This window comes from Bradyrhizobium genomosp. I (2014) (assembly GCF_000261685.1).
Classification (GTDB): domain Bacteria; phylum Pseudomonadota; class Alphaproteobacteria; order Rhizobiales; family Xanthobacteraceae; genus Bradyrhizobium.
This window is the reverse complement of record NZ_AJQE01000031.1, coordinates 50957-67354: the sequence shown is the minus strand read 5'-3', so window position 1 is coordinate 67354 and position 16398 is coordinate 50957. Positions and strand designations below refer to the sequence as shown.

The following is a 16398-nucleotide window of genomic DNA, read 5'->3' as shown; positions in this document are numbered from 1 at the left end:
GCGCCCCCCCGCCGTGTCATCGACGCGGAGCTGAACGGCACGGCCGCAGGCAGCTCGGATCTCGATCTCGTGCTGGGGTATTTCCGGTAAAGGGCCGTCGCGCGGGCGGAGTCAACGTGCTGGCGCGAAGCGCCGCACGATGACCGGCTTCGTGCAATCCGGACCGCAGCGCGCCGGGCTTTGCTGCGTGTTGCCTTCCGGCCTTGCTGCGGCGCAAGGCATTCCGTGGCCCGGCAGGAGCCCGCCCGCAGTCGCTATCGCCCCGGCTCTGCAAGCCTCAGCGCGCCCGGCCGCAGGCCGTATTTGCGCATGATGGCCTTGCTCAAGGCGCTCTCGGACGCATAGCCGACTTCGCCGGCGATTTTCGCGATCGGATCGGAGGTGCCGGCAAGCCGCTTGCGCGCAATCGTCAATCTCAAATCGGACAGGAACGTCATCGGGGCGATCCCCGCATGCTTTCGAAAGGCACGCACCAGCGTCGCGCGCGACGAGATCGCGACCGCCGCCATGTCGTCGAGCGTCCAGTCGCGGGCAAGATCGTTGAGGATCGCCGACACGACCCGGGCTGTTGTGCGGTTCCGCAACAGCGAGACCGTCCCGTTTCCCGTGCACTCGTCGGCCAGATGGTCGCGGAGTATCATGACGAACAGGGCCCTCGCGAGGTCGGCCGCGATCATCTGCGATCCGACCTGTCCTGCGTCGAGTTCATCGCGAATGTCGATCAACAGGCGCCGAAATCTTTCCAGCAGGGGTTCTCCTGCGGTGCGAACGACGATTTCATCGGGAAGCGCAGCGATCAGAGGGTTCTCATCCGACATCTCGAAGAGGAACCGGCCACACAGGAATTCGGTATCGGTCTCGGCGTCGACCGTCCTGCGCTGGCGAACGCCGTTCTTGATTTCGCTCGAGATCCTCGTTGCGACACCGTCCGGCAGGCTTCGTACCACGTGGCTGTCCCCGTGCGGCAAAAGCAAAATATCGCCGGCGTCCAGCCGCTGCGGCCCCAGACCCGGCCTTTCGACCAGGCAGGAGCCGCGCGTGACCATGTGGAATTGTGCCCATCCCCGGCCATTCGGCGCGTGTAGCGACTCCCAGCTGCCGCCGAATCGACAGGAATCGTCGATTACGGGACGGATCCGGAACAGCGGCACCATCGCCTTCAACAGCTCGTCCGTTTCGGTCCCCGACATTCGGCACTCCTGATCCGCGCGGACATGACGTCGGTCCGCCTGGCCATTATGCGGAGCGGCAAGCGCCTCTAGATTGCGGTCCAATCGTGGAGTCGACACGCGAGCGAGGTGACCAGTGCTCATGGATTCTAACACAGCCTAACGCGCAATTCCTGCAGCGTTCAGTAAATGTCGGCGAACGAAACCGACGGCGTTTCCGAAAAGCACGATTACGACGGGAGATCGCATGACGTCCAAGACGCAAATCGAATCGTTGCAACGAGCCGTGCCTGTATCGCGCCGCGGCTTCATTGGAGGCCTGTCAGTAGGCATCTTGGGCGCGGCTGCGGCCGAGGCGGCCGGAACCGAGTCGCTGGGCGACGTCCCCGATCGCGGGCCCGGGGCCGATCTCGGCGCGCACAGCGAACGGTCGCGCTTCGTCAAGCTCGATCGGATCCCCGAGGCCACGCCAGGCAAACGCAACGTCGAACCGAGCGATGCCATCAATTCCAAGACACCGCACCAGAAGTTGGTCGGCAACATCACGCCGACCGATCTTCACTACGAGCGCAGCCATTCCGGCGTGCCCGATATCGATCCCGCGCAACACCGGCTGTTGATCCATGGCCTGGTGGAGAAGCCGCTGGTCTTCAGCGTCGAGGATCTGAAGCGGATGCCGTCGGTCACGCGCGTCGTTTTCATCGAGTGCACTGGCAACGGCTGGGAAAACTGGAAGAAGGCCGATCCCGATCTGACGGTGCAGAACACGCATGGCCTCGTCAGCACCAATGAATGGACCGGCGTGCCGCTCAGGTTCCTGATCGACCTCGTCGCCAAGGACAAGGGCTCGAACTGGATGCTTGCGGAGGGCGGCGACGGCGCAGGCGTCGACCGCAGCATTCCCCTCACCGAGGAGATCGTCAACGAGGCTTTTGTCGCCTACGGCCAGAACGGCGAGCCGCTCCGGCCCGCACATGGCTTTCCGATGCGGCTCGTGATGCCGGGCTTCGAAGGCAACCTCAACATCAAATGGCTGCGCCGCCTCAAGTTCGGCACTGCGCCCTGGATGACGCGCTGGGAGACGGCGCGCTACACACAGCTGCTTGCAAACGGCAAGGCGCGGCAGTTCCAGCTGCGGATGGAAACCAACTCCGTCATCACCCAGCCCTCGGGCATGATGCAGATCCAGCCGGGTTACAACCGCATCTCGGGTCTTGCCTGGAGCGGTCATGGCAAGATCGCGAAGGTCGAGATCTCGACTGATGGCGCCAGGACGTGGAAACAGGCGCAATTGAGTCTGCCGGTGCTGTCGAAGGCTCAGGTGCGCTTCCAGATGGATTGGGTGTGGGACGGCAAGCCGACCAGAATCGTCAGCCGCTCCACCGACGAGCAAGGCAATGTCCAGCCGGACCGGCAGTCCTTCATCGCCGCGATGGGGACCAATGCGCTGTTTCACTACAACGCTCAGCAGACCTGGAGCATCGACGAGGCCGGGAGGGTCCGCAATGTCCTCGCGTAACAAGTTGTTTCTCGCCGGCATCCTCACCGCCGGCATGCTCTCCGCGCCCGCATTGGCGTTCGATTTCGGCCGACCGGCGACGCCTGATGAGATCAAGCTGTGGGACATCGACGTCAGCCCCGACGGCAAGGGGCTGCCCGACGGCAGCGGCACGGCGGCGCAGGGCAAGCAGATTTTTGCGGATAATTGTGCGGTCTGTCACGGGGACAACGGCCAGGGCGGCATCAAGGATCGCCTCGCGGGAGGGCAGGGCACGCTCGCGTCCAATATGCCGGTCAAGACCGTCGGCAGCTTCTGGCCCTATGCGACGACGTTGTACGACTACATTCATCGCGCGATGCCATATCCGACGCCGGGCTCGCTCAGCGCCGGCGAGACCTATGCCGTCACTGCCTACATCCTGAGCCTCAATGGCATCGTTCCCGCGGACGGCAAGGTGGACAAGGCGAGCTTGCCGAAGATCAGGATGCCCAATCGCGACGGCTTCATTCCAGAGCCGGAATTCGACCCCGCCAAATTGTTCCGCAAGAAATGAGCGGATGATGAGGCTTTCGGCACTGATCGGGATCCTCGCTCTGATCACAGCGACATGTTCATGGGAGACACAGGCAATGGCCGCAGACGGACTCATAACCATCAAGAGCGCTTTTGGGCCGGAAGACACCATGAAGCGGCTCGAGGCCGAAGTGAGGGCCAAGGGCCTCACCGTGTTCGCTCACGTCGATCACGCCACGGGCGCAGCCGCCGTCGGCCTGCCGCTGCGGCCGACCGATCTCATCATCTTCGGCAACGCCAGGGGCGGCACGCCATTGATGCAACAGGCGCAGACGATCGGCATCGACCTGCCGCTGAAGGCGCTGGTCTGGCAGGACGAACAAGGTGCGACCTTCCTGTCCTATAACGACCCGGCTTATCTCGCAGGGCGTCATGGTGTCGGCGAGCCGGCGAAGGCTGCCGTCACGGCAATGACCGGCGCTCTGCATGCAATCGCAACCAAAGCCACGGCGCCGTAGCGTGATGCGACGGCCGCGCCATGAACGTGCCTTCGGGAGATCTCCATGACCAGCACCGATGGACAACCCACGCCATCCGGCCCGCGCAACGGCAGGCTCGCCAGATGGCTGGTCATCGCGGTGCTGTGCGCGATGCTCGCCGGCGCAGTCGCGCTCGGTTACCTCGGCTGGTTCAGCACGGATACCGAGGTGCCGGTGGCGGGCTACGTCGCGCTGGTGCTCGGCGTCGTGTTCTCGCTGGTCGTCGGCGTCGGCTTGATGGCGCTGCTGTTCTACAGCAGCCGCAAAGGCTATGACGAACCGGCGGTGCTGATCCCGGAGGCGGAGACCGATTCGGAGACTGGACGCAGCGATCCGCAGTGACCGGCCGAGTGCGCGGCAGGATTTTCGTCGCGGGTACGCGCATTGCACGCGGCTGTGATCCGCGGAACCCCGTTCCGCCGGTAACGCGGCAGGCTCCCCTGCCGTACAGCCTGCAGCGGACGTTTCGTTCGCAAATCAATCAACGCGCTAGCCGGGAGAAATCGTCACATGAACGGATTCAACGTCGCCGAGAATGGCGGGGGGTCCTATCGTCCTCTTGCCATTCTTCGCTGGGTCATGGTGATCATCTTCGTGTCGTTTGGAATGCAGAAATTCACGCTGCAATCGGCACAGGGCATCGCCCAGTTCATCACCAACAGTCCGTTCATTTCCTGGCTGTCCGTGTTCGGCTTGAGGGGAGAGGCCTATTTTCTTGGTGTCTCCGAGTTCGTGATTGCGGCGCTGCTCGCAGCCGGCGCATTCAGCCCGATCCTGTCCGCCCTCGGTTCACTCATGGGCGTGGCGACCTTCGCGATCACCTGGTCGTTCTTCTTCACGACGCCGGGCGTCGTCACATGGAGCCTGTCATCCGATCCGATGGCGTGGAATCTGACCGGCGAGTTCCTGTTCAAGGACATCGTCCTGCTGTGTGTTTGCGCGGTGCTATTCCTTGCCTCGTTGCCGCGATCGCTCGTTCGGCTGCGTGCCGACTGAGTCACGCCGTCGAGGTTTTGGCGAAGCGGCCGTTGCCCCGGGCTGAGCTGCGAGAAGAGAAATGGTATCTGCTTCCAGCCCCCTCGGGAGCCCTCACCGCCGGATGCGGTAAATCACGACGTCCTCGCCGTGCCGGTTCGTGCTCCGCTCAAGTCCGATGCGCGTCATCGCGGTCGCGATCTCACCGGCAAATTTCTGCCCCCAGAGACTGCGCGTGAACGCGTAGGCGATCTCGATCTCGTCGCTGTCATCCACCAGGATGTGCCGGAGGCCCGCTCGTCCAGCAAACGAGCCGTCGCTCGTTCGCAGCGCCCACAGCCCGAAGTCATACCGGTCCCAATGCGCCATGTTGACGTCGAGATAGTCCTTCGTTGTCTCGGCCAAGCGCACGCCGCCGAGTTGACGGGACACCTCCGCATCGAAATGTAGCATCACGAACTCGGCGCGGTGGTGCTCCTTCACCCCCTTCGGCGGTGAGTCTGTCGGTGCTGAAACGATCCATGGAGCAGCTCGCCGCGTTGGAGCCGCTCGTGATCTTGGTGTCGTTGCAATCGATGGGGCCATCGTTCCCCTTTCAACCGATGCTCAGTGCCAGCTACGGGTATCCTGCCCCGCGTGTCAGTGCTTGCAAAATGTGGTCGGGCAGCAGCTTGATTTGAATCAAGCACGCCGATGACAGCCGCACCACAACGCGACAGTAGGGACTGGTGCCATCTCGGTGTGTGCGCGATGATCTCGACTTGGTACGTCACGTTTGAAGTGCGAAGGCGGGGCCTGCTTTTGAGACAGCGGAGCCCGCGCGAGACGAAGACGTTTGCGACAGAGGCCGAGGCCAAGCTGTTCGCGCGTGCGAAACTCGACGAAGGCCTCGCGGTCTTCGCGGGCACGATCAATCCCCACCTTCCCCGGCGGCTCATACCAGCATCCGGCATCGCTGCCTGGCTTGCCGAGGAGCAGGGCCGCGACGCAGCGCCCGGAACTTTGACTGGCGACTAACGCCGCTACCGTGCACAGCAATGGCCCTTGAGTGTTGCCATTTTGATACGGGAGGAAATGCTTCTCGCGCATAAACTTCAGGGTGTTCGCAACGCTTATGCACGCCAGCATGCATAGGGGCGCGTTTCTGAAGGAAGATATTGAGCAAAGGGGATGAAACGATGAGAAAGCTTTCGATGGCTGCGATCGGCTTCGCGGCGCTGGGTATGACGGCTCCGGCCATGGCGGCCGACATGGCCGTCAAAGCGGCGCCGCCGCCTGCGCCAGTCGTGGCGCTCTACAATTGGAGTGGCTTCTACATTGGCGCCAACGGAGGCTGGGGGCAAAGCCATGGTTGCGTGGATTTCGTCACACCGGCAGGGACGCTCGCTGCTGGTTGCGCCGATCGCTCCGGCGGTCTCGTGGGTGGCCAAATCGGCTACCGCTGGCAAACCAACCAGTTTGTGCTCGGCCTGGAAGCGCAGGGCGATTGGGCCGAGATCAAGAACACGCGCGTCAGCCTGATCGATCCGGCGATCTCGACGACCGGCAAGATCGACGCCATCGGTCTGTTCACGGCCCAACTCGGCTGGGCATGGAACGCCTCGCTGTTCTACGTCAAGGGCGGCGCCGCGGTGACGCGCAATCGCTTCGACATCTTCAACAACCTCACCGGCGTCGGCCTTGCCTCGGCAGGTCACACGCGCTGGGGCGGCGCCCTGGGCGTAGGCTGGGAATACGGCTTCGCGCCGAACTGGTCGTTCGGCATCGAGTATGACCATCTCTGGATGGGCAGCGACAATTTCGGCTTCGCAGGCGTGGTCACGCCCGGAGGATTCACGCTCACCGGCAGCGGGATCAGCCAGGATGTGGACATGGTCACGCTTCGGTTGAACTACCGCTTCGGCGGTTACGGCGCGCCGGTCGCGGCTCGCTATTGATCTCAGGTCTTCCCAGTGAACTCAGGCCCCGGCATTGACCGGGGCCTTTTTTCGCTGCCAGGGAGATGTCTGCGCCTTGTACGAATAGATGCCACGCGAATCGGCGTCCGGATCATCGCTGAAGGCCGGCAACGCCGAGTGTGATCGAACAATGGCTCGACATGTACGGCATGTCTCCGAGGGAACGCGAAAGCCGGAGGCTCAATCTTGTGAGGGGCTTTAGCTTCCGCAATAATTGCCGGCATTCGGCGGGCAGACTAAACGTATCCTGATTTTCCGAATTTCGGCCCGCGGCCCTGGGCCGGATGGACTTACCGTGTCGGCGCGAAGCGCCGCCCGATGACGGGCTCCGCGCAAACCGGGAATTACTGCATTTGAGGCGCGGCCCCGGACTTCGCTTTCCGCTCCATCAGGGGCTACGGTCGAATGATTTCTTGGTCTGCGCGTAACCCATTGATTTCACAGTCCCCGTCTACTGTGCATGGGGTTGTTTTCGCAGTTTTTGATTTGAGAGGGGCTACCCCGCCCCCAGCGCGACCGCGACGTTGTACGTCACGAGGCTCGCCGCATAGGCCAGCACCAGCATGTAGCCGAAGGTCACGGCCATCCAGGTCCAGCTTCCGGTCTCGCGCCGGATCACGGCCAGCGTGGAGGCGCATTGCGGGGCGAAGATGTACCAGGCCAGCATCGACAGCGCGGTCGCGAGCGACCATTTCGTCGCCAGCACCTGGCCGATCTGCTCCGCCGCTTCCTTGCCGCCTTCGATCGCGTAGACGGTGCCGAGCGCTGCGACCGCGACCTCGCGGGCCGCCATGCCGGGGATCAGGGCGACCGCGATCTGCCAGTTGAAGCCGACGGGCGCGAGCAGCGGCGCGAGCGCCTTGCCGATCATCGCAGCGAGGCTGAAATCGATCGCCGGCTCGGTCGCGCCTGCCGGCGGCTGCGGGAACGAGGCCAGGAACCAGATCAGCACCATCATCGAGAAGATCGTGGTGCCGGCGCGGTACAGGAACATCTTGGCGCGGGTATAGACCCCGATCACGATCGATTTCAGCCGCGGCATCTTGTAGTCCGGCAGCTCCAGCATGAACGGCGCCGGCGCATAGTCGCGCAGCATGAAGAACTTGATCAGGAACGAGACGGCAAGCGCGCTGATGATGCCGGCCGCATAGAGTCCGAACATCACGAGGCCCTGGAGGTTGATGAAGCCCCAGACGTCCTTGGCCGGAATGAAGGCGGAGATGATCAGCGTGTAGACCGGTATGCGCGCCGAGCAGGTCATCAGCGGCGCGATCAGGATCGTGGTCAGCCGGTCGCGCTTGTTGTCGATCACGCGCGTCGCCATGATGCCGGGAATGGCGCAGGCAAAGCTCGACAGCAGCGGGATGAAGGCGCGGCCGTGCAGCCCGGCGCCGCCCATGATGCGGTCCATCAGGAACGCGGCGCGGGCCATGTAGCCGAAATCTTCCAGGAGCAGGATGAACAGGAAGATGATGATGATCTGCGGCAGGAACACGATGACGCTGCCGACGCCCGAGATCACGCCGTTCTGCAGGAAGCTCTGCAACGGGCCGGCGGGCAGGGTGTTATGCACGAGCTCGCCGAGCGCGTCGAAGCCGGAATTGAGCAGCTCCATCAGCGGCTGCGCCCAGGCGAACACCGCCTGGAACATCACGAACAGGATCAGCGCCAGCACGATGAGGCCGCCCACGGGGTGCAGCACCACGGCGTCGATCCGCGCCGTCCAGGTGTCGGGCCTGGCAGGCAGGCTGACGCAATCGGCGATGATGCGGTCAGCCTCGCGCTGGGTCGCGCGCAATTCGCTGACGCTGAGTGCGCGCCAGCTGTTCTCCTGGGGTTCAGTGGCAAGCTTCGCCGAGATCTCGTCGGTCAGCCCGAGCAGATCGGCGGTACCGCCCTTGCGCACCGCGATCGAGGTGACCACCGGCACGCCGAGCTCCTTGGCGAGCCGCTCGACATCGACAGTGATGCCGCGGCGGCTGGCGATGTCGAACATGTTGAGCACGAGGATCATCGGCCGTCCGGTGCGCTTGAGCTCGAGCAGCAGGCGGATGGTCAGGCGCAGATTGGTGGAATCGGCGACGCACAGCACGAGATCTGGCACCGTCTCGCCGGATGCCTTGCCGAGCACGAAGTCGCGGGTGATCTCCTCGTCCGGGCTGCGGCCGCGCAGTGAATAGGTGCCGGGCAGGTCGACCACCGAGACCTGGCGTCCGAGCGGGGTGACGAAGAAGCCTTCCTTGCGCTCGACGGTGACGCCGGGATAATTCGCGACTTTCTGCCGGCTGCCGGTCAGGGCGTTGAACAGCGAGGTCTTGCCGCTGTTTGGCGTGCCCACCAGGGCGAGATGCAGCAGGGGTAGTTCCATGTGATCAAGGGCCCGGGATGAGGCGTCCCGTCGCGATCTAGGCGACGATGATGGCCATGGCTTCGCGACGGCGGACCGCGATCGTGATGCTGTCGACCCGCACGGCGATCGGGTCGCGTCCGACCAGCCCCTCGTGCAAGATCTCGACCCGGGCGCCCTCGACGAAGCCGAGCTCGATCAGGCGGCTCTCGAGCTCGACGTCCGAGAGCGCCGAGCCCGCCTCCTTGGCGGAAAGGTGCTGGATGACGCCGGTATAGCCGCGCTGGGCCAGACCCAGCGGCATGTGCGAACGCGTGTCAGTGGTGTCGGTCATGCCCTGTATTTTCAACGCAAGGCATTGAGGTCAAGCGCGCACGCCCGCCGAAGCTGCACCTTAGAGTGATTTTAAAGTGCGGAGACCGGGGCGCCGTCGAGGGCGCCCCCGACGGCTACTGGGCCGGGACCTTGTCCGGCTGGGCGGCCATGGCGCGGCTCTTGAAGTAGTCCAGGACGAACAGACGGATCGCCGACGACAGATTGCCTTGCTGGCGGTTGTTGTCGATCTCGCCGACCAGCTCGGACAACGTCATGTTGCGCAGGCCGGAGATCTCCTTCATGCCGTTCCAGAACGCCTCTTCCAGGCTGACGCTGGTCTTGTGCCCGGCGACGACAATCGACCGTTTCACGACGGGCGACTTCATGGCTGCTCCTCGCGATCGATCCGGTGCTGGTCCAGATGCTCCTTGGCCTGGTCCGCCCGCTTCTCCTCCGCCGACCGTTCCGCCTTCGTGCGCCCGAATTTCGCCCGGTTGGCGTCCGCCTGCTTCGCCGAGGCTTCCCGCTCGGCGCGCTTCCTGAAGCGATTCAGGTTGATGACGTTCCCCATGCCGTGTCTCCATCATCCGATCCTCATCAGGCAGGATGAAACATTCAGAAACAGGGTGCCGCGTTGCGCCCCACAAGACTTGATCGCCATTCGCTCGTCCTCGTCAATCGGCCCCTTGGGCCATCAAACGATGAATTTCGCCCGTCAAGGGCAGAAGAGCTGCGTAACACGCCGCGCCGCCGCAACATTGACGGTAATCAAATCCCGCCCCCAAAGCCGCATATTTCTGACCGCCGAGGGTCCGTATCATTACGGATGACTGTCGGAATTCGGAATCTATCCCGGGCTGGTCATCTTCTCGGGGCGCACCAGACGGTCGAACTCGTCGGCCGAGACGAAGCCGAGCCGCAGCGCCTCCTCCTTCAGCGTGGTGCCATTGGCATGCGCCGTCTTGGCGACCTTGGTTGCGTTGTCATAGCCGATCTTCGGCGCCAGCGCCGTCACCAGCATCAGTGAGCGCTGCATCAGCTCACCTATGCGCTTTTCGTCGGCGCGGATGCCGCTGACGCAATGTTCGGTGAATGAACGCGCGGCATCCGCCATCAGGCGGATCGAGTGCAGCATGTTGTAGGCGAGCACGGGCTTGTAGACGTTGAGCTCGAAATGGCCCTGGCTGCCGCCGATGGTGATGGCGGTGTGATTGCCGAACACCTGGCAGCACACCATGGTCATCGCCTCGCATTGGGTCGGATTGACCTTGCCGGGCATGATCGAGGAGCCCGGCTCGTTCTCCGGCAGGATCAACTCGCCAAGGCCCGAACGCGGGCCGGAGCCGAGCAGGCGGATGTCGTTGGCGATCTTGAACAGGCCGGTCGCGACCGAATTGATGGCGCCGTGTGCCAGCACATAGGCGTCGTTCGAGGCTAGCGCCTCGAATTTGTTGGCGGCGCTGGTGAAGGGGAGCTTCGTGATCCCGGCCACGTGCCTTGCGAACAGTTTTGCAAAGCGCGGCTTCGAGTTGAGGCCGGTGCCGACGGCGGTGCCGCCCTGCGCCAGCGGATAGAGCTCCTTCACCGCGACCTTGAGTCGGGCGATGCCGCTTTCGACCTGCGCGGCGTAGCCGGAAAACTCCTGGCCCAGGGTCAGGGGCGTCGCATCCTGGGTGTGGGTGCGGCCGATCTTGACGATCTTCGAAAACTCCTTCTCCTTCTTGCGCAGCGCGCGGAGCAATTCGCCGAGAGCAGGGACGAGATCGGCGTTGATGCGGCTTGCGGCCGCGATGTGCATCGCGGTCGGAAACGAGTCGTTCGACGACTGGCTCATGTTGACATGATCGTTGGGATGCACCGGCTTCTTGGCGCCAAGCTCGCCGCCGAGCAGCTCATTGGCACGGTTGGCGATCACCTCGTTGAGGTTCATGTTGCTCTGCGTGCCGGAGCCGGTCTGCCACACGACAAGCGGAAAATGATCGTCCAGCCTGCCTTCGATCACCTCGCGCGCGGCGCGGATGATGGCCTTGGCGCGGCGCTGGTCGAGCAGGCCGAGCTCGAGGTTGGACTGCGCGGCGGCGAGCTTGACGATGCCGAGGGCATGCACCAGCGAGATCGGCATGCGATCGGTGCCGATGCGAAAATTCTGACGCGAGCGTTCGGTCTGGGCCCCCCAATAGCGATCGGCCGGGACCTCGATGGGGCCAAAGCTGTCGGTTTCGATGCGGGTCGCGGAGCGTGAGGGGCGGGTCGTCTTGGCCATGAGCACATCCATTCTGCCGCGCGAAAAGCCACGCGGCCTTTTCATGTGCTTCTCTATATAGAGAGTTTCGCCGTGTGCGACCGGCTCGGGCCCAACCTAGATCATTTCTTGCGGAAACGATCGAGCCGCACGACCTCGGCGCCGCCCTGGCTCGGCGGGGTCGGCTCGTCCGTAGCTTCCGCCTCTTCCGCGGCAGGCGCCGGTATCGATACAGCCGATGGCGCGGGCGCTGCCGGCAAATTCTCCGGCGAGACCTCGGCGACGTCGGAGGTGTCGAACTGGAGGCCGAACTTCACGGACGGATCGAGGAAGCTCTTGATGGCACTGAACGGCACCACCAGCCGCTCCGGAATGCCGCCAAAGGACAGGCCGACCTCGAAGCGGTCCTCGAGCACGGTCAGGTCCCAGAACTGGTGCTGGAGGATGATCGTCATCTCTTCCGGATATTGCGCGAGCAGTCGCGGCGACAGCTTCACGCCTTCGGCCTTCGACACGAAGGTGATGAAGAAATGATGCTCGCCGGGCAGGCCATGGGCCGCGGCATCGGTCAGCACCTTCCGCAGCACGCCGCGCAGCGCGTCGCGGGCCAGCACATCGTATCGGATATGATCGGTCGCCATGGTGGTCCTGTTGCATTCCCGAAGCCGGACCCTGCCGGCCCGACTCGCCAAGCCGCAATAATACCGCGCCTGATGGGTGAGCAGGAGTCTGCCGGGGAAGAATTCAAAGAGCAAAGTGGAGGCTTCTGTTGCCAGGTGCCTCCGAACCCCGCCTAGCGGAGCTTAACCCGCTAGGACTTTAAGTTGGTCTTTCAAACTGCGTTACGCAGCCTGAGCAACCGGAGCAAAGTTGTCGTTGGCAACTATTGCAGTAGCCCGATAACGGCGGAACAATACCGGGAAAAAGTACGCCCTTTACGCCCTCGTCGATCCTATTTCGCCCCCGCCAAAGCTCAGCTTCGGGCTCGCCCGATGGTGGGCTTTGGTGGAGGCGCCGGGTACCGCCCCCGGGTCCGAATGGTTTATTGCGACGACCGTTTATTTCCATAGCCGGCGAACCGGCGCCCCCAATATAGGGGCCAAAGGTCCCAAAAAACAGAGGCTTGGAAGCGCGATCCTGCGGTTCCCTTTGGATAGGTTCCTGCTGGACTTGGCCGCGTGACGGGCGGCGTTCTAAGCTTCTGACATGTCCGACAATTCAGCGCTGGCCGGCCAAAAATCAGATCAGAAGCCGGATTTACCTGCCGGGGCCCCTCCGCCCGGCCTGCTCGCGCTGTTTCTGGCCTTCGCTCGGATGTCGCTGGCCGGCTTCGGCGGCGTCCTGGTGTTCGCCCGGCGGGCGATCGTCGAGCAGCACCGCTGGATGACGGCGGACGAGTTCAACGAGACCTTTGCGCTCTGCCACTTCCTGCCCGGGCCCAACATCGTCAACCTATCGATGGTGTTCGGATCGCGGCTGCGCGGCATCGCCGGCGGTGTTGCAGCCTTTACCGGGCTGTTGCTGCCACCGACGCTGATCATGACGGTGCTTGCGATCGCCTATGCCCGTTTCGGCGAACTCGAGGTGCTGCGCCGAATCCTGGCCGGCATCTCCTGCGCGGCGGTCGGCCTCTTGATCGCGGTGGTCTTCCGCATGATGGCGCCGCTGCTCAGGCGGACGGATCCCCTCGCGCTGATCCTGATGCTCGGCGTGTTCCTCGCCATCGGCGTGCTTCGCCTGCCGCTCCAGGCGGTGTTGCTGGTCGCAATCCCCGTCAGTGTCGGCGTCACTTATTTCCTGCGGCGGAAAGTAGCAGCATGACCGGCCACAGCCCGATCTGGGCGCTGATCTCCACCTTTGGTCTGATGTCGCTGTTCGCCGTCGGCGGGGCCGCGGCGGCGGTCCCGGAGATGCACCGCATCGCGGTCGAGGTGCATCAATGGATGACCGACAAGCAGTTCACCGACGCCTATGCCATCGCGCAACTCTCGCCGGGTCCGAACGTCCTTATCGTGACGTTAATCGGCTATGCCGTCGCGGGCATCCCCGGTGCGCTGGCGGCGACGCTGGCGATGTGCCTGCCGACGGCGCTACTTGCCTATTATGTCAGCCGGCTCCTGAACCGCCCCAGCCAATCGCGCTGGCCCGGCCTGATCCAGGCTGCACTGGTTCCGCTCTCGATCGGTTTGATGGCCGCGAGTGCCCTGATTTTGGCCCAGTCGACCGATCGCAGCATTGCTGCACTGCTCCTGACGGCAATAGTCGCGGTGATTGCATCCGTCTCGCGCATCAATCCACTGTGGCTCCTGCTCGCCGGTGGCGTGTTGGGTTTCGCTGGCATTGTGTGATGAAAATCGCTAGGCAGTGATCCGGGCGGGGATCCCTTTCCAGCCGATTTAGAACAACAGTGCTCGTGACTTACGGGTCGCGGAGGAGACAGGCATGGCCGACACGATGGGCCACTCAGCGACAGCCACCCGAAATACCCGGTTGGTGGTCGGCTTTTGTCTGCTGGCGATTGCGCCGCAGATCTTCGAATTTATCTGGTCGATCGGAACGATCTTCGGCTGGGGGGCCGGCCGCGGCCCGGTGGCGGTGGTCACCAGCCATGTGACGGCGCTGCTCGCCGGCGCGCCCAGTGCCATCTTCGGATCGTTCGGCGGTGGCACCAAGAAGGTGTCGTCCGATGTGCTGCTGGCCCTGATCTATTCCTATCCGCTGTTCGTGGTGGCGATCCTCACGCTGTTCATGACGATCCGCTCGGCGCAAGACTATGTCGGCGGCGTCGTCCTCATGGCGCTTGCTCTGTTCGCGTTGTGGGCAGGGAGCGACTTGCAGGGCATGCGGGGCTTCTCCTTCGGCGCCGGCACCGCACCGCGCATGTTCGGCGGATTGCTGGTTGCCTTGTCCGCCGGCATCGCCCTGACCGGTCTTCTGACCGATGGACCGCCGATGGCCCATTATTCCTGGCGAGGACCGCTGTTCGTGGTGGCCGCGATCCTCTTCTTCGCACTGTCGATTCGATCGCTCGGCCTCGTGGTCACGGCCTATGCGAGCTTCATGATCGCGGCAGCGGGGTCGCACGAGACGCGCTGGCTGGAGGCAGCCATCGTCGGCGCCTGCCTGACGCTCGGCTGCGCAATTCTGTTCCCATCTGTGCTCGGGCTGCCGATGCCGATGTACCCGCGTTTCCTGATCCAGTGAGGGCGTGATGGATATTTTTGCCAACCTCGCTCATGGCTTCGCCGTCGCGTTCTCCCCGATAAACCTGCTGATGTGCCTGATCGGCGCCCTCGTCGGCACGCTGGTCGGCGTGCTCCCGGGCATCGGCACCATCGCGACGGTCGCGATGCTGCTGCCGATCACCTTCGGACTGCCGCCGGTCGGCGCGCTGATCATGCTCGCCGGCATCTATTACGGTGCGCAATATGGCGGCTCGACCACGTCGATCCTGGTCAATATTCCAGGCGAGGCGACATCGGTGGTCACCGCCATCGACGGGCACCAGATGGCCAAGCAGGGCCGCGCCGGCCCGGCGCTGGCGATCGCCGCGATCGGCTCGTTCTTCGCCGGCTGCGTCGCGACCGTCTTGATTGCCATCCTCGGCGCGCCGCTCACGAAGCTCGCGCTGGCGTTCGGCCCGGCCGAGTATTTCTCGCTGATGGTGCTCGGCCTGATCTTTGCGGTGGTGCTGGCCAAGGGCTCGGTGCTGAAGGCGATCGCCATGATCGTGCTCGGTCTCTTGCTGTCGATGGTCGGCTCGGACATCGAGACCGGCGCCTCGCGCATGGCCTTCAACATTCCGGAACTCGCCGACGGTCTCGGCTTTGCGACGGTGGCGATGGGCGTGTTCGGCTTTGCCGAGATCATCCGCAATCTCGACCATGGCGCCGAGATGAACCGCGACCTCGTCCAGCAGAAGATCACCGGCCTGATGCCGACCAGGAAGGATCTGGTCGACTCGACGCCGCCCATCCTGCGCGGCACCGTGCTCGGCTCGATCCTCGGCATTCTGCCCGGCGGCGGCGCGGTCATCGCGTCGTTCGCGGCCTATACGCTCGAGAAGAAGCTGGCCAAGAACCCGTCGCGGTTCGGCCGCGGCGCGATCGAGGGCGTGGCGGGACCGGAAAGCGCCAACAACGCCGCGGCGCAGACCTCGTTCATCCCGCTGCTCACGCTCGGCATCCCGCCGAACGCGGTGATGGCGCTGATGGTGGGCGCGATGACCATTCACGGCATCGTGCCGGGTCCGCAGGTGATGCAGAAGCAGCCGGATCTCGTCTGGGGCATGATCGCCTCGATGTGGATCGGCAATCTGATGCTGATCATCATCAACCTGCCGCTGGTCGGAATCTGGGTGCGCCTCTTGCGCGTGCCGTACCGGCTGATGTTCCCCTCGATCGTGATCTTCTGCGCGATCGGCATCTATTCGGTGAACAACGCACCGGTCGACGTCATCCTCGCTGGCGTGTTCGGTTTGGTCGGATATTGGCTGATCAAGCACGATTTCGAGCCGGCGCCGCTGCTGCTCGGCATGGTGCTCGGACCGCTGATGGAAGAGAACCTGCGCCGGGCGCTGCTGATCTCGCGGGGCGACTGGAGCGTGTTCGTCACGCGTCCGTTGTCGGCGGTTCTGCTGGCGGTCGCGGTGAGCCTCCTTGTCCTTACGGTGCTACCGGCGTTGCGCGCCAAGCGCGACGAGGTGTTCACCGAGTCCGAGAACTGAGGTCGCCGCCCGCGCCGCTGCGTCGGCGCGCCGCATTCGGAAGTCGAATCGACTGGTGTGACGCCTTCGTGAAATGAAAATGCCGGCCTTTGGGCCGGCATTTTGTTTGTGTC

At 63.8% G+C, this 16398-nt stretch carries 19 protein-coding genes and 1 other RNA gene; 11 read left to right on the top strand and 9 right to left on the bottom strand.

Annotated features, from left to right (window positions below; all coding sequences use genetic code 11):
- Nucleotides 1-254: 254 nt before the first annotated feature.
- A complete protein-coding gene (locus tag IC50_RS03295; protein ID WP_210161538.1) occupies nucleotides 255-1154 on the bottom strand; it encodes an AraC family transcriptional regulator in 900 nt (299 codons plus the stop codon).
- A gap of 262 nt (nucleotides 1155-1416) precedes the next feature.
- Here IC50_RS03295 and soxC point away from each other — a divergent pair, with 262 nt between their 5' ends.
- From soxC to IC50_RS03270, 5 genes are all read left to right on the top strand, one after another.
- Nucleotides 1417-2688, top strand: a complete 1272-nt coding sequence (gene soxC / locus IC50_RS03290; RefSeq protein WP_035700363.1) for a sulfite dehydrogenase — start codon at nucleotides 1417-1419, stop codon at nucleotides 2686-2688.
- Nucleotides 2675-3223 (top strand): c-type cytochrome, encoded by a 549-nt coding sequence (locus IC50_RS03285; protein WP_035700360.1) that lies wholly within the window; start codon nucleotides 2675-2677, stop codon nucleotides 3221-3223. Before soxC ends, IC50_RS03285 begins: the two co-directional genes overlap by 14 nt.
- A gap of 7 nt (nucleotides 3224-3230) precedes the next feature.
- The gene (locus IC50_RS03280) at nucleotides 3231-3701 is read left to right on the top strand and encodes a DUF302 domain-containing protein (RefSeq protein ID WP_035700378.1); all 471 of its coding nucleotides are present in this window, start codon (nucleotides 3231-3233) and stop codon (nucleotides 3699-3701) included.
- Nucleotides 3702-3746: 45 nt separating this feature from the next.
- Complete coding sequence (locus IC50_RS03275) at nucleotides 3747-4064, top strand: hypothetical protein (protein WP_035700357.1); 318 nt, start codon at nucleotides 3747-3749, stop codon at nucleotides 4062-4064.
- 168 nt (nucleotides 4065-4232) lie between these two features.
- Entirely contained in the window at nucleotides 4233-4718 is a 486-nt protein-coding gene (locus IC50_RS03270; RefSeq protein ID WP_035700355.1) for a YkgB family protein, read from the top strand.
- Nucleotides 4719-4811: 93 nt separating this feature from the next.
- Here IC50_RS03270 and IC50_RS38750 read toward each other — a convergent pair whose 3' ends face one another.
- Nucleotides 4812-5150, bottom strand: coding sequence for a GNAT family N-acetyltransferase (locus tag IC50_RS38750; RefSeq protein WP_244429514.1), 339 nt, complete (start codon nucleotides 5148-5150; stop codon nucleotides 4812-4814).
- A gap of 348 nt (nucleotides 5151-5498) precedes the next feature.
- Here IC50_RS38750 and IC50_RS03260 point away from each other — a divergent pair, with 348 nt between their 5' ends.
- Nucleotides 5499-5714, top strand: coding sequence for a hypothetical protein (locus IC50_RS03260; RefSeq protein ID WP_440588131.1), 216 nt, complete (start codon nucleotides 5499-5501; stop codon nucleotides 5712-5714).
- Nucleotides 5715-5875: 161 nt separating this feature from the next.
- A complete protein-coding gene (locus IC50_RS03255; RefSeq protein ID WP_035700349.1) occupies nucleotides 5876-6634 on the top strand; it encodes an outer membrane protein in 759 nt (252 codons plus the stop codon).
- A 517-nt stretch (nucleotides 6635-7151) separates the two neighbouring features.
- Here the strand turns inward: IC50_RS03255 and feoB are convergent.
- From feoB to ssrA, 7 genes are all read right to left on the bottom strand, one after another.
- Entirely contained in the window at nucleotides 7152-9023 is a 1872-nt protein-coding gene (gene feoB, locus IC50_RS03250; RefSeq protein WP_035700346.1) for a ferrous iron transporter B, read from the bottom strand.
- Between the two features lie 37 nt (nucleotides 9024-9060).
- Nucleotides 9061-9336: a FeoA family protein gene (locus tag IC50_RS03245; protein WP_035700342.1), complete on the bottom strand. Its 276-nt coding sequence runs from the start codon at nucleotides 9334-9336 to the stop codon at nucleotides 9061-9063.
- Between the two features lie 115 nt (nucleotides 9337-9451).
- Nucleotides 9452-9703, bottom strand: a complete 252-nt coding sequence (locus IC50_RS03240) for a ribbon-helix-helix domain-containing protein (protein WP_025038043.1) — start codon at nucleotides 9701-9703, stop codon at nucleotides 9452-9454.
- Nucleotides 9700-9888: a DUF4169 family protein gene (locus tag IC50_RS03235; RefSeq protein ID WP_027572510.1), complete on the bottom strand. Its 189-nt coding sequence runs from the start codon at nucleotides 9886-9888 to the stop codon at nucleotides 9700-9702. The genes IC50_RS03240 and IC50_RS03235 overlap by 4 nt, the downstream gene beginning before the upstream one ends.
- A gap of 276 nt (nucleotides 9889-10164) precedes the next feature.
- Nucleotides 10165-11592 (bottom strand): class II fumarate hydratase, encoded by a 1428-nt coding sequence (gene fumC / locus IC50_RS03230; RefSeq protein ID WP_035700338.1) that lies wholly within the window; start codon nucleotides 11590-11592, stop codon nucleotides 10165-10167.
- A gap of 89 nt (nucleotides 11593-11681) precedes the next feature.
- The gene (locus tag IC50_RS03225; RefSeq protein WP_035700336.1) at nucleotides 11682-12200 is read right to left on the bottom strand and encodes an SspB family protein; all 519 of its coding nucleotides are present in this window, start codon (nucleotides 12198-12200) and stop codon (nucleotides 11682-11684) included.
- A 114-nt stretch (nucleotides 12201-12314) separates the two neighbouring features.
- Nucleotides 12315-12681, bottom strand: a transfer-messenger RNA (tmRNA) gene (ssrA, locus tag IC50_RS38610).
- An 84-nt stretch (nucleotides 12682-12765) separates the two neighbouring features.
- Here ssrA and IC50_RS03220 point away from each other — a divergent pair.
- The 4 genes from IC50_RS03220 (at nucleotide 12766) to IC50_RS03205 (ending at nucleotide 16285) form a co-directional block, all read left to right on the top strand.
- A complete protein-coding gene (locus tag IC50_RS03220) occupies nucleotides 12766-13380 on the top strand; it encodes a chromate transporter (protein WP_035700333.1) in 615 nt (204 codons plus the stop codon).
- Nucleotides 13377-13907 (top strand): chromate transporter, encoded by a 531-nt coding sequence (locus IC50_RS03215; protein WP_035700331.1) that lies wholly within the window; start codon nucleotides 13377-13379, stop codon nucleotides 13905-13907. Before IC50_RS03220 ends, IC50_RS03215 begins: the two co-directional genes overlap by 4 nt.
- A gap of 94 nt (nucleotides 13908-14001) precedes the next feature.
- Entirely contained in the window at nucleotides 14002-14763 is a 762-nt protein-coding gene (locus tag IC50_RS03210) for a tripartite tricarboxylate transporter TctB family protein (RefSeq protein WP_035700328.1), read from the top strand.
- A 7-nt stretch (nucleotides 14764-14770) separates the two neighbouring features.
- Nucleotides 14771-16285: a tripartite tricarboxylate transporter permease gene (locus tag IC50_RS03205; protein WP_035700325.1), complete on the top strand. Its 1515-nt coding sequence runs from the start codon at nucleotides 14771-14773 to the stop codon at nucleotides 16283-16285.
- The last annotated feature ends 113 nt before the right edge of the window (nucleotides 16286-16398 follow it).